This window comes from Burkholderia metallica, from assembly GCF_902832845.1.
Lineage (GTDB): Bacteria > Pseudomonadota > Gammaproteobacteria > Burkholderiales > Burkholderiaceae > Burkholderia > Burkholderia metallica.
Genome location: NZ_CADFDB010000011.1, coordinates 113,292 through 125,440, shown reverse-complemented (window position 1 = coordinate 125,440; position 12,149 = coordinate 113,292). Strand labels below are relative to the sequence as shown.

Genomic DNA, 12,149 nt, shown 5'->3' with positions numbered 1-12,149 from the left:
CGGTTTCCCTATTCGGCCGTCGCCGCCGCTTCGCGCGGCGCGGGCCACGCGAGCGCATCCCAGTCGAACGCGCGATAGGCGGCCTCAACGGCCGCAAGATCGTCAGGCCGCTCGCTGCGGTGCAGTCCATGCAATTCGGCGGGCACGTCGAGCGCGACCGGCACGCAATGCGGATAGTCGCGCACGCGCAGCGCCGGCCCGATCGTCGTGAAGCACGCGAGCGTCGGTACGTCGAAACCGTCGGCGAGATGCAGCGCGGCCGTGTCGGGTGCAAACAGCAGGCTGGCGCCCTTGACCCACGCGATGAACCGGGCCGTATCGCCGGCCGCGTCGGCGCTCACGTCGACGTACGCGGGATGCGCGACGGGCCCGAACCCGGCCACCGGCAAGCCGTAGCGCTGCGCGAGCTGCTCGACGAACATGGCGTGCAGCGCGGGCGGCACGCCGCGCAATGCGGTGCTCGCGCTCGGGCAGAACAGCACGTACGGGCGTTGCCACTGTGCGGGCAACGCCGGCAGCGGCAGCTTCGCGAGCCAGCGGTTGCGCTTGGCCGACGGCGGCACCGACGCGGGGTCCGCGCCGAGCGCATCGAGGAAGAAATCGATCATCGGCAACTGCGCGAACGCAGGCCAGTACAGGTGATTGCCGACGTCGATGCACGGCGCGTGTGCCGGCAGCGCGTCGGCGGAGTACGGCAGCGCGCGAGACGGCGCGACGATGTCGGCCGCGAGCGCATACAGCGCGTCGACGTAGCGTGGCGCGCGGGCCGGCCGGTACAGCGTGAAGCACAGGCCTGGGTGGGCGGCGCGCAGTGCGGCGAGCGCGGCGAGCCCGATCACCGAATCGCCGAGCGTGACGCCCATCCCGTTGATCACGTGCACATGCCGGGCGCGGTCGTAGTCGAGCCGGAACGGCCGGTGCGCGGCGTGCAGCAGGCCGCGTGCGGGCGCGGCCGGCACGTGGCCGATGGCACGCGCGCCGCCGTGCTCGAGGTCGTAAGGCGCGACGAGCGTGCCGTCCGGGGCGAGCAGCGTGCCGGGGAGTGCGAGCGCGTCGTCGTGCGACAGTGCGGCGGCGCGCGGTGCGGCGTGCGGGTTCACCGTCATCCGCCGCGCGCGCGGCGGCCCTGTTCGCGGATCTGCTCGAGCGTCGCGGCCGGCGTGCTGGCGTCCTGCGGGATGCGGATCTCGATCAGCGCGGGCAGCCCGCAGGTCAGCGCGCGTTCGAGCGCGGGCGCGAATTCGTCGGTGCGTCGGACCGTCTCGCCATGCGCTCCGAATGCGCGTGCATACGCGGCGAAATCGGGATTCGTGAGCCCGGTGCCATGCACACGCCCCGGATAGTTGCGCTCCTGATGCATGCGGATCGTGCCGAAATGCCCGTTGTTGACGACGATCACGATGATGTTCAGCCCGTATTGCATCGCGGTCGCGAGCTCGTTGCCGGCCATCATGAAGCAGCCGTCGCCCGCGAGCGCGACGACCGCGCGCGACGGATACAGCGACTTCGCGGCAAGCGCGGCGGGCACGCCGTAGCCCATCGCGCCGCTCGTCGGCGCGAGCTGCGAGCGGAAGTGCCGGTACGCAAAGTGGCGATGCAGCCAGATCGCATAGTTGCCGGCGCCGTTGGTGAGGATCGCGTCGTGCGGCAGGCGCTCGCGCAACTGCACCATCACGTCGCCGAGCTGGACGTCGCCGGGCATCGGCAGCGGCGCATGCCATTCGCGATACGCGCGATGCGCGTCGGCGGCCGTGCCGGCCCACGCGGGGCGCGCCGGCGGTTCGAGCGCGGCGAGCGGCGCGGCGATCTCGGGCATGCCCGACACGATCGGCAGGTCGGCTGCATACACACGGCCGAGCTCGTCCGCGCCCTGGTGCACGTGAATCAGCGTCTGGCGCGTCTTCGGGATGTCGAGCAGCGTGTAGCCGCCGGTCGTCGCTTCGCCGAGGCGCGGCCCGATCACGAGCAGGAGGTCGGCGTCGCGGATGCGCTTCGCGAGCGCGGGATTGATCCCGAGCCCGACGTCGCCCGCGTAGTTCGGGTGCGCGTTGTCGATCGTGTCCTGGTAGCGGAATGCGCACGCCACCGGCAACTGCCAGCGCTCGATGAAGGTGCGCAGGTTCGCGCACGCGTCCGGCGTCCAGCCGCTGCCGCCGACGATCGCGAACGGCCGTTCCGCGCGCGCGAGCCGCTCGCGCAGCTCGTCGAGTTGCGCGGCCGACGGCGCGGCCGCGATGCGCTTCGCGGCCGGCACGACGGGCTGCGGCGCGCACGCGTCGGACAGCACGTCCTCCGGCAGCGCGAGCACGACCGGGCCGGGCCGGCCGGACGTCGCGACGTGGAACGCATGGCTCAGGTATTCGGGAATGCGGCGCGGATCGTCGATCTGCGCGACCCATTTGGCCATCTGGCCGAACATCCGCCGGTAGTCGATTTCCTGGAAGGCTTCGCGGTCGAGGTGCTCGCGCGCGCACTGGCCGACGAACAGGATCATCGGCGTCGAATCCTGGAACGCGGTGTGCACGCCGATCGACGCATGGGTCGCGCCGGGCCCGCGCGTGACGAATGCGATGCCGGGGCGGCCGGTCAGCTTGCCGACCGCTTCGGCCATGTTCGCGGCGGCCGCCTCGTGGCGGCAGACGACCGTCTGGATGCGCGCGGTGTCGTCCGCCAGCGCATCGAGTACGGCGAGGAAGCTCTCGCCCGGCACGCAGAACGCGCGTTCGACGTGATTGGCGAGCAACGCATCGACGAGCAGGCGCGCGCCGGTGGTGGCGGGCTGCTCGAGATCCTTGGAATGCGACATGGGCTGCCGTCTCCCTGGGTAGCGGGACGTACAGCTTACGCCCGTTGGCGGGGCGCTGAAAAGTGTCGGAACGCGGAGTGATTCGGACGGTGCATCGCCCCCGTTCGCTGGTTGCGGTTGGCCGAAAGGCCAGCTTGTGCGTGATCGCTCGACGGGGAGAATTGAGGGCTACGGATGTCGAGACGAATACGGGTCTCGATTATCGATGTCGTGCCTCCCAAATAATAATAAAACGGAAGCCCGTTTAATAGTAAAATTTCCCGGAATGACTAACGGGATCGAGGATCCGTCATGGCAACCGAAACGATTGATCAAAAGACCCTCGTCCAGCTCGTCGAGGCCGGTGCGGTGCGCGCCGCGCGGGTGATCGGCTGCGGCAACGGCTGGGCCGTGTCGGCCCGTTGCGGCGCAAGCGAACGGCTCCTTTCGGCCAAGCGCGGCGACGTGCGCGTGTTCCGTCGTTTTGAAACGCTGGTCGGGTTTCTGCGCGAGATCGGCATCAGCCGGTTCGATGTTGACACGTCGGATTTCGACCCGGATGCAGCCGGCCGGGCGACCCGGCCCGATCGCGCGGCCGCGCTGAAGGCGGCCCATGAAGCGGCTGTCCACGACCGCTGGTTTCGCGAGCAGGTGCAGCAGGCGCTGGACGATCCGCGCCCGTCGATTCCCGATGCCGAGGTCAGCGCAGAGTTTGCGTCGCGCCGTGCCGCGCTGCGTCAACGGATCGCGGGCAAGCGGGGTAATGCTGTTTGACCCTCGCGCTGCATTGGCATCCGAAGGCGTGCGAGGATCGCGCCGCGATCATGGACTACATCGGCCGGCATGACCCGCTGGCCGCGCTCGAGCTGGACGAGCGGCTGGAGGAGCGCGCCGCGGCGTTGCCCGCGCGCGCCGAACTGTATCGGCAAGGGCGCGTGGCGGGCACGCGCGAGCTGGTGGTCGCACCGAACTACGTGCTCGTATATCGGATCCGGCCGGCCGACAACATCGTGGAGATTCTCCGCGTCTTGCATGCGCGGCGGCAGTGGCCGTGATGCGCGGCGCTCTCAAGAAAAAGCGGGGGCGCTCCAGGTTTTCGGCCTCGAAGTGAGGCCCTTCGGGGAATAGGCCCCTCGGGGGCCTGACGCGAAGCGATGGGCCCGGGGGCGTTCAACACTCGACGATATTCACCGCCAGCCCGCCGCGCGACGTTTCCTTGTACTTGGTCTTCATGTCGGCACCCGTCTCGCGCATCGTCTTGATCACGGAGTCGAGCGACACGTAGTGCGAGCCGTCGCCGCGCAGCGCCATGCGCGCCGCGTTGACGGCCTTCACCGACGCCATCGCATTGCGCTCGATGCACGGGATCTGCACCATCCCGCCCACCGGGTCGCAGGTCAGGCCGAGGTTGTGCTCCATCCCGATCTCGGCCGCGTTCTCGACCTGCTGCGGGGTGCCGCCGAGCACGGCCGCGAGCGCACCGGCCGCCATCGAGCACGCGACGCCCACTTCGCCCTGGCAGCCGACTTCCGCGCCGGAGATCGACGCGTTGAGCTTGTAAAGAATGCCGATCGCGGCGGCCGTCAGCAGGAAGTCGATCACGCCCTGTTCGTTCGCACCGGGGGTGAAGCGCGTGTAGTAGTGCAGCACCGCCGGGATGATGCCGGCCGCGCCGTTGGTCGGCGCGGTGACGACGCGGCCGCCCGCCGCGTTTTCCTCGTTGACCGCGATCGCGTACAGGTTGATCCAGTCGATCATCGACAGCGGGTCCTGCAGCGCCCGCTCCGGGCTGCCCGTCAGCGTGCGGTACAGCTGCGGCGCGCGGCGCTTGACCTGGAACGGGCCGGGCAGGTTGCCGTCGGCCTCCGGGTTGCCGATCCCGCAGCCGCGCGACACGCACGACTGCATCACGGCCCAGATCTTCAGCAGGCCGTCGCGCGTCTCTTCCTCGGTGTGCCACGCGCGCTCGTTTTCCCACATCAGCTGCGCGATCGACTTGCTGGTCGACTCGGTCAGCGCGAGCAGCTCGGCGCCGGTGCGGAACGGGTGCGTCATCTGCTCGGCCGCGCTCAGCACCTTGGTGTTCGGCGCGCCGGCCGTCACGACGAAGCCGCCGCCGACCGACAGGTAGGTGCGCTCGACCAGCACGTCGCCGTTCGCGTCGCTCGCGCGCAATTTCATCCCGTTCGGATGCTCGGGCAGCGCCTGCCGGTAGAACGCGATGTTCTCCTTCAGCACGAACGGCACCGGATGCGTGCCGAGCAGCGCGAGCTGTTTCGATTTGCGGACGTCTTCCAGCCGCGCGTCGATCGTGTCGGGATCGACGGTGTCGGGCGCATCGCCGAGCAGGCCGAGCATCACGCCGCGGTCGGTGCCGTGGCCCTTGCCGGTCGCGCCGAGCGAGCCGTACAGCTCGACCTTCACGTGAGCCGTGGCCGCGAGCAGCCCGTCGCGCTCGAGGCCCTGGACGAACATCAGCGCCGCGCGCATCGGTCCGACCGTATGCGAACTGGACGGGCCGATACCGATCTTGAAGAGGTCAAAGACGCTGACTGCCATGTTGATTCCTGCCTTGCGATGAGAGTAATGCTAGCGCGCCTGCAATGGCAGGCACGCGGCGAGCCATGCGGGCGGCGTTGGGGAAAGCTGCTGCGCGACGCGGGCGTAGCGCCCGTCGAGCCGCGCGGCCAGATGAAAGAGTTCGGTGGCGTTTTTCGGGTCCCACTGCCCCGTGTAGCCCGGTAAGCCGGCCTCGCGGCGCTTCGCGTCGAACGGCACCGGCGAATTCACGAATTCCTCGTGCGTTTTTTCGCCGAGCGCGTACGGCACGAGCCAGTCGAGCGCGGCCGCGAGCGTCGCGCCGTTCGCGCCGCGCTCGCGCAGCCAGTTGCGGTTGAAGCGGCGCGCGGCGAGCGCGGCCGTCACCAGCGGCTGCAGATCGTAGACCGCGTAGTGCAGCGCATCGCGTTCCTCGAAGTCCCAGGTCTTGCCGTCCGGGCCGACGTTGTCGGCGAGATGCTCGACGAACAGCCGCTGGGCGGCGTTCATCATCTTGCGATCGCCGAGCGTGAACGCGGACAGCGCGATCAGCTTGATCCGGTGGCTCTGCCAGTTGTTGCGCCACGTGCCGGCAAGCGGGCGCTTCTGCGCGTCGATCTGCGCGACATAGCCGGCGCCGAGCTTCGCGATGAACGCGGCCGTCGCGTTGCGGGTCTTCACCGGCAGCGCGCTTGCGGTCATGTCGTACGCGACGATCAGGCTGTCGAAGCGCGTCTCGTCGATCGGGTTGAAGCTCGGCTGGTAGGTCGACACCCACGCGGACAGGAAGCGGTCGACGAGCTGCAGGTAGCGCGGCGCGTTCGTCACGCGCCACGCGAGCGCCGCGTCGCGCATCAGGTCCATGTCCTTCAGCGCGTCGACGCTCTGGTCGTAGATACCTTCGTGCGGCAGCGTGCCTTCGGTGTGCACGCGCGCCATCGCCTTCGGCTGCTCGCCGATGCGTGCATCGACGCTGCGAATCAGCGCCTGGACGCCCGGCTCGGCCTGGGTCGTCTCGCTCGCCTGCAGCGCCGGCGCCGCGCAGAAATTCATCGCCGCGCGCGCGCTGCCGGACACCCCGAGGCCGGCGGCGGCCAACGACAGCGATGCGACGAGCATCGGCACGAAGCGGCGCGCGTGCGGCCGCCCTTGCATTGCACCATGGCCCGGAAACATCGGACGCACCATGCGGAACTCCTTCATTGGCTGGATCGCGTGTGATGTTAGCCGGATTGGCGGATGAACGTGAACCGGATCGGGCGGCGAACGAAAAACCGCACGCAACCCCCGGGTTGCGTGCGGTGCGGTCACCATCGGACGGCTCCTGGCCTCGTGCGCGTTATGCGTATTCCGACATCGGTACGCACGAGCAGAACAGGTTGCGGTCGCCGTAGACGTTGTCCGCGCGGCCGACCGGCGGCCAGTACTTGTTCGTGCCGAGCGACGCGACCGGGTACGCGGCCTGCTCGCGCGAGTACGCGTGCGGCCATTCGTTCGCGGTGACGACGGCCGCCGTGTGCGGCGCATGACGCAGCGGGTTGTCCTCGCGGTCGGCGCGGCCTTCCTCGACTGCGCGGATTTCGTCGCGGATCGCGATCATCGCGGCGATGAAGCGGTCGAGTTCTTCCTGCGATTCCGATTCGGTCGGCTCGACCATCAGCGTGCCCGGCACCGGGAAGCTCATCGTCGGTGCATGAAAGCCGTAGTCCATCAGGCGTTTCGCGACGTCGTCGACGCTGATGCCGCTCGATTCCTTGATCGGACGCAGGTCGAGAATGCACTCGTGCGCGACCAGGCCGCCCGGGCCCGAATACAGCACCGGGTAGTGCGGCGCGAGGCGCTTCGCGATGTAGTTCGCGTTGAGGATCGCGGTTTCCGTCGCGGCGGTGAGGTTCTTCGCGCCCATCATCGCGATGTACATCCACGAGATCGGCAGGATCGACGCCGAGCCGTACGGCGCGGCCGATACCGCGCCGATGCCGTCTTCCTCGCGCGTGTAGCCGGTCGAACGCTGGTTCGGCAGGAACTTCGCGAGGTGCGCGCCGACCGCGACCGGGCCGACGCCCGGGCCGCCGCCGCCGTGCGGGATGCAGAAGGTCTTGTGCAGGTTCAGGTGCGACACGTCGCCGCCGAACTGGCCCGGCGCGGTCAGGCCGACCATCGCGTTCATGTTCGCGCCGTCGACGTACACCTGGCCGCCGTGCGCATGCACGATGTCGCAGATTTCGCGGACGTTCTGCTCGAACACGCCGTGCGTCGACGGATACGTGATCATGATCGCCGCGAGGTCCTCCGAGTGCTGTTCGGCCTTCGCCTTCAGGTCGGCGATGTCGACGTTGCCCTGCGCGTCGCACGCGACGACCACGACCTTCATGCCGGCCATGTGCGCGGACGCCGGGTTCGTGCCGTGCGCCGATGCCGGAATCAGGCACACGTCGCGATGGGCTTCGCCGCGCGATGCGTGGTAAGCGTGGATGATCAGCAGCCCCGCGTACTCGCCCTGCGAGCCCGCGTTCGGTTGCAGCGACACGGCCGCGTAGCCGGTGGCCGCGACGAGCATCTGCTCGAGCTGGTCGATCATCTCGCGGTAGCCGACGGTCTGCTCGGCCGGCGCGAACGGATGGATGCGGCCGAATTCGGGCCACGTGACGGGCAGCATTTCCGACGTCGCGTTCAGCTTCATCGTGCACGAACCGAGCGGGATCATCGAGCGGTCGAGCGCCAGATCCTTGTCCGACAGGCTGCGCAGGTAGCGCAGCATCTCGGTTTCGGAATGGTGGCGGTTGAACACGTGGTGCGTGAGGTACGCGCTCGTGCGCTCGAGGCCGGCCGGCAGCGCGGCGACGCCGGCCAGGCCCGCGTCCAGCGCGTCGACGGCCGGTGCGGTGCCGCCCGCGGCCTGCGCGAACACGGCGAGCAGATCGGCGAGGTCGTCGCGCGTCGTCGTTTCGTCGACCGATACGCCGACTTGCGTGTCGCTCACGCGGCGCAGGTTGATGCGCTTCGCCTTCGCGAATTCGTGAACCTGCGCGGTGCGCGCGCCGGTGTCGATCGTCAGCGTGTCGAAGAACGTGTCGTTGACGGTCGCGAAGCCGAGCTGTTTCACGCCCGCGGCGAGCAGTGCCGCGATGCGGTTCACGCGCAGCGCGATCGTCTTCAGGCCGTGCGGGCCGTGGTAGACCGCGTACATGCTGGCCATGATCGCGAGCAGCGCCTGCGCGGTACACACGTTCGACGTCGCTTTCTCGCGGCGGATGTGCTGTTCGCGCGTCTGCAGCGCGAGGCGCAGCGCGGGCTTGCCCTGCGCGTCGACCGTCACGCCGACGAGGCGGCCCGGCATCTGGCGCTTGAATTCGTCGCGCACCGCGAGATACGCGGCGTGCGGGCCGCCGAAGCCCATCGGCACGCCGAAGCGCTGCGTGTTGCCGATCGCGACGTCCGCGCCCCATTCGCCGGGCGGCGTGAGCAGGGTCAGCGCGAGCAGGTCGGCCGCGACGACCACGTGGCCGCCGGCCGCGTGGATCGCTTCGGTGAGCGCGCGGTAGTCGCGCACGTCGCCGTTCACGCCCGGGTACTGCAGCAGCACACCGAACGCGTTCGCTTGCGCGGCATCGGCGGCCGGGCCGGTCTTCACTTCGATGCCGACCGGCAGCGCGCGCGTGCGGATCACTTCGAGCGTCTGCGGCAGCACGTCGTCGGCGACGTAGAACACGTTCGACTTCGGCTTGCCGGTGCGCTGCAGCAGCGTCATCGCTTCGGCAGCGGCGGTGGCTTCGTCGAGCAGCGACGCGTTCGAGATCGCGAGGCCGGTGAGGTCGGCCACCATCTGCTGGAAGTTCAGCAGCGCCTCGAGGCGCCCCTGGGAAATTTCGGGCTGGTACGGCGTGTAGGCCGTGTACCACGCCGGGTTTTCGAGCACGTTGCGCAGGATGACGGCCGGCGTGTGCGTGTCGTGGTAACCCTGACCGATATACGAGCGGAACACCTGGTTCTTGTCCGCGAGAACCCGCAGTGCGGCGAGGGCTTCGGCCTCGCTCTTCGGCTGCGCGAACGGGCCGAGCGGCAGCGGTTCGGCGCGGCGGATCGAGGCCGGGATCACGGCGTCGATCAGGGCGGCGCGCGACGCGAAGCCGAGCGTGTCGAGCATGGCCTGCTGGCTGGCGGCGTCGGGGCCGATATGGCGTTCGGCGAACGCGTCGTGCGTTTCGAGCGCGGCGAGCGAGAGGGGCGTGCGGTTCATCAGGCGGTCCGGGTGTTCGAGCTTCATGGCGTGACTCTGGTCCCGCGCGGGACGGGGCGGCTCGCCGGCCCCGCGCGGTTCGGGTAGGGAAATTAGTCGATCAGCTTGGAGTAGGCGTCAGCGTCGATCAGCTTGTCGGTCGATGCGCCGGCCGCGAGCTTGATCTTGAAGAGCCAGCTTGCGTACGCGTCGCTGTTGACCTGATCCGGCGCGTCGACGATCGCGCCGTTGACTTCGACGATCTCGCCGGACACCGGCGAGTAGATGTCGGATGCCGCCTTCACCGATTCGACGACGCCGACGGCGTCGCCCGCCGCCACCGACTTGCCGACTTCCGGCAGTTCGAGGAAGACGATGTCGCCGAGCGTGCTCTGCGCGTGATCGGTGATGCCGACCGTCAGCGTGCCGTCTGCCTCGGTGCGGATCCACTCGTGTTCGTCGGTGTATTTCAGATCGGCCGGGACGTTGCTCATCGGATGCTCCTGGATAAAAGGGTGTGATTCGTTCTGCTGGCGCGCCGCCGGGGCGCGCCGGATGTGGTTTGCGCCGGGCGCCATCTCCCGGCTTCCCGGGAGGCGCGCCTCCCGGCCGTTACGCAGCGAGGACCTTGCCGTTGCGCACGAACGGCAGTTTTACCACGCGCGCGGGAAGATTCTTGTCTCGAATTTGCACGTGGACCAGGTCGCCGATCTGGACGGCCGGCGGCACGCGCGCGAACGCGATCGATTCCTGCATCGACGGCGAGAACGTGCCGCTCGTGATCTCGCCTTCGCCGTGCGGCGTGACGACCTTCTGGTGCGCACGCAGCACGCCGCCGGCCTTGCCGTTTTCCTTCTGCAGGATCAGGCCGACGAACGCGGCGCGGGTGCCGTTGGCTTCCAGCGCGGCGCGGCCGACGAAGTCGCGCGGCGCGGTGAGGTCGACCGTCCACGCGAGGCCCGCGTCGAGCGGCGACACGGTGTCGTCCATGTCCTGGCCGTACAGGTTCATGCCGGCCTCGAGGCGCAGCGTGTCGCGCGCGCCGAGCCCGCACGGGCGCACGCCGTTTTGCTGCAGCGCGTTCCACAGCGCTTCGACGTGCACGGCCGGGACGATCACTTCGAAACCGTCTTCACCGGTATAGCCGGTGCGCGCGATGGTGAGGTCGCCGAACGGCGTGCCGGCGACTTGCGCGGCATTGAACGGCTTCAGCTCGCTCGTCGCGGCGCGCGCGGCGGGCACGGTCGTCCAGGTTTTTTCGCGGGCGTTCGGGCCCTGTACGGCGACGATCGCGAAATCGCGGCGCGGCGCGATCGTGACGCCGAAGCCGCCTTGCTCGTTCAGCTGGTTGAACCATGCGATGTCTTTCTCGGCCGTGCCGGCGTTGACGACGACGCGGAAGAATTCTTCGGTGAAGTAGTAGACGATCAGGTCGTCGATGACGCCGCCCTGCGGATTGAGCAGGCACGAGTAGAGGGCCTTGCCGGGCGTCTTGAGCTTGCCGACGTTGTTCGCGATCGCGTGCTCGAAGAACGCGCGCACGCGGCTGCCGGTGAAATCGACGACGCACATGTGCGATACGTCGAACATGCCGGCGTCGGTGCGCACGGCTTCGTGTTCTTCGATCTGCGAGCCGTAGTTGACGGGCATGTCCCAGCCGCCGAAATCGACCATGCGGGCATTGAGCGCGCGGTGCGCGGCGTTGAGCGGGGTGTGATTCAGTGCAGTCATCGAGGCCTCAGGCAAGGCGCTTGCGCGCGGATCAGAACGGCCATGTGCCGACCACCGCGGCCGACGGCCTGCGAGCGATCCGGTACATGCCCCTCTGTCCTCGATACCTGAGAGATTGCGCTGCCGGCGAAGCCTGGCGAACGCGCGCCCCTTCGGTGGGCAGCCTGCCCGCGCAGCCTAGGCGCTGCGGGCTACTGCCGCTCTCCAGAGTGCGGGGAGAGTGCGGCCCGCGCGATGCGCGGACGGGATTCCCCGACGCGGTCGGTCCTTTTGCCTGAGAGTTTGCGGGTGTGCCCCTTCGGCGGCGCAACCGGGCTGAATCAGCACGGTTACACGCTCTCCCGACGCGTGCGGGCGACTGTACGCGAGCGGGTGGGCCTTGTCAATTTGAGCAAAAGAATGTCGCTTCGCGACAAGCGGCGGCACGTGCCGACAACCCCGACGCCGCCGCTTTTCCCCGCGCCGGGGTGCCGGCGCGTTACTCGCCGATCGCGCGCGCGGCCGTGTCGAGTTCCTGGTTCAGCACGCGCTGCTCGTCCCCGGACAGGCCGCCGCCGTGCTGCGCGGCCATGTCGTTCGATTCCTGGCGGATCACGTCGAGGCGGTGGTGAAGCTGCGCGCCGTACGGCGGCGGGTAGTAGCCGCCGTTCACGCGCGCATCGATGCGGCGGTGCAGGTTGTCGATCCGCCCCTGGACCTCCTGCATGCGGTCGTTCGCGACGACCTGCGGATTCGGTCGCGCCGGGGGCGGGGGCGCCTGTCGGACCGGCCGCTGCGGCTGCACGATACAGGCCGCGAGCGAGGAAACCAGGACGCAGCATGCCGCTGCGCGAATCAACCGTTGCATCACATTCTCCAGACGGATTGGTGTCGGAT

General features: G+C 69.1%; 10 protein-coding genes and 2 riboswitches. Of the genes, 2 read left to right on the top strand and 8 right to left on the bottom strand.

Annotated elements, in window-relative coordinates:
- Window positions 1-8: 8 nt before the first annotated feature.
- Together HWX08_RS27180 and HWX08_RS27175 are read right to left on the bottom strand one after the other, a co-directional pair.
- Window positions 9-1,106, bottom strand: a complete 1,098-nt coding sequence (locus tag HWX08_RS27180; RefSeq protein ID WP_174922198.1) for a glycosyltransferase family 9 protein — start codon at window positions 1,104-1,106, stop codon at window positions 9-11.
- Window positions 1,103-2,806 carry a thiamine pyrophosphate-binding protein gene (locus HWX08_RS27175; RefSeq protein ID WP_174922197.1) on the bottom strand — a complete coding sequence of 568 codons (1,704 nt, stop codon included), beginning with the start codon at window positions 2,804-2,806 and terminating at the stop codon, window positions 1,103-1,105. Before HWX08_RS27175 ends, HWX08_RS27180 begins: the two co-directional genes overlap by 4 nt.
- 291 nt (window positions 2,807-3,097) lie before the next feature.
- Here HWX08_RS27175 and HWX08_RS27170 point away from each other — a divergent pair, with 291 nt between their 5' ends.
- On the top strand, window positions 3,098-3,559 hold the full coding sequence (locus HWX08_RS27170) for an antitoxin PaaA2 family protein (RefSeq protein WP_069255437.1): 462 nt from the start codon (window positions 3,098-3,100) through the stop codon (window positions 3,557-3,559).
- Entirely contained in the window at window positions 3,556-3,840 is a 285-nt protein-coding gene (locus tag HWX08_RS27165; protein WP_174922196.1) for a type II toxin-antitoxin system RelE/ParE family toxin, read from the top strand. Before HWX08_RS27170 ends, HWX08_RS27165 begins: the two co-directional genes overlap by 4 nt.
- A 115-nt stretch (window positions 3,841-3,955) precedes the next feature.
- On the opposite strand, the gene HWX08_RS27160 is transcribed toward HWX08_RS27165, so the two are convergent.
- From HWX08_RS27160 to HWX08_RS27135, 6 genes are all read right to left on the bottom strand, one after another.
- Window positions 3,956-5,344 (bottom strand): L-serine ammonia-lyase, encoded by a 1,389-nt coding sequence (locus tag HWX08_RS27160; RefSeq protein ID WP_174922195.1) that lies wholly within the window; start codon window positions 5,342-5,344, stop codon window positions 3,956-3,958.
- A 30-nt stretch (window positions 5,345-5,374) separates the two neighbouring features.
- Entirely contained in the window at window positions 5,375-6,511 is a 1,137-nt protein-coding gene (locus tag HWX08_RS27155; RefSeq protein WP_069257917.1) for an alginate lyase family protein, read from the bottom strand.
- A 151-nt stretch (window positions 6,512-6,662) separates the two neighbouring features.
- On the bottom strand, window positions 6,663-9,590 hold the full coding sequence (gcvP, locus tag HWX08_RS27150; RefSeq protein ID WP_174922194.1) for an aminomethyl-transferring glycine dehydrogenase: 2,928 nt from the start codon (window positions 9,588-9,590) through the stop codon (window positions 6,663-6,665).
- A gap of 65 nt (window positions 9,591-9,655) precedes the next feature.
- Entirely contained in the window at window positions 9,656-10,036 is a 381-nt protein-coding gene (gcvH, locus tag HWX08_RS27145) for a glycine cleavage system protein GcvH (RefSeq protein ID WP_069255441.1), read from the bottom strand.
- Between the two features lie 118 nt (window positions 10,037-10,154).
- The gene (gene gcvT, locus HWX08_RS27140; RefSeq protein ID WP_069255442.1) at window positions 10,155-11,273 is read right to left on the bottom strand and encodes a glycine cleavage system aminomethyltransferase GcvT; all 1,119 of its coding nucleotides are present in this window, start codon (window positions 11,271-11,273) and stop codon (window positions 10,155-10,157) included.
- 84 nt (window positions 11,274-11,357) lie between these two features.
- A riboswitch (glycine riboswitch) is annotated at window positions 11,358-11,491 on the bottom strand.
- Between the two features lie 34 nt (window positions 11,492-11,525).
- Window positions 11,526-11,627, bottom strand: a riboswitch (glycine riboswitch).
- A gap of 124 nt (window positions 11,628-11,751) precedes the next feature.
- Window positions 11,752-12,120 carry a hypothetical protein gene (locus HWX08_RS27135; protein WP_069255443.1) on the bottom strand — a complete coding sequence of 123 codons (369 nt, stop codon included), beginning with the start codon at window positions 12,118-12,120 and terminating at the stop codon, window positions 11,752-11,754.
- Between the last annotated feature and the right edge of the window lie 29 nt (window positions 12,121-12,149).

Excerpts from the sequence above, each read along its gene's own strand:
- HWX08_RS27155 (WP_069257917.1), bottom strand. The coding sequence starts at position 6,511 with ATGGTGCGTCCGATGTTTCCGGGCCATGGTGCAATGCAAGGGCGGCCG.
- HWX08_RS27170 (WP_069255437.1), top strand. The coding sequence starts at position 3,098 with ATGGCAACCGAAACGATTGATCAAAAGACCCTCGTCCAGCTCGTCGAG.
- HWX08_RS27135 (WP_069255443.1), bottom strand. The coding sequence starts at position 12,120 with ATGCAACGGTTGATTCGCGCAGCGGCATGCTGCGTCCTGGTTTCCTCG.
- HWX08_RS27160 (WP_174922195.1), bottom strand. The coding sequence starts at position 5,344 with ATGGCAGTCAGCGTCTTTGACCTCTTCAAGATCGGTATCGGCCCGTCC.
- gcvH (WP_069255441.1), bottom strand. The coding sequence starts at position 10,036 with ATGAGCAACGTCCCGGCCGATCTGAAATACACCGACGAACACGAGTGG.
- gcvP (WP_174922194.1), bottom strand. The coding sequence starts at position 9,590 with ATGAAGCTCGAACACCCGGACCGCCTGATGAACCGCACGCCCCTCTCG.
- gcvT (WP_069255442.1), bottom strand. The coding sequence starts at position 11,273 with ATGACTGCACTGAATCACACCCCGCTCAACGCCGCGCACCGCGCGCTC.
- HWX08_RS27180 (WP_174922198.1), bottom strand. The coding sequence starts at position 1,106 with ATGACGGTGAACCCGCACGCCGCACCGCGCGCCGCCGCACTGTCGCAC.
- HWX08_RS27175 (WP_174922197.1), bottom strand. The coding sequence starts at position 2,806 with ATGTCGCATTCCAAGGATCTCGAGCAGCCCGCCACCACCGGCGCGCGC.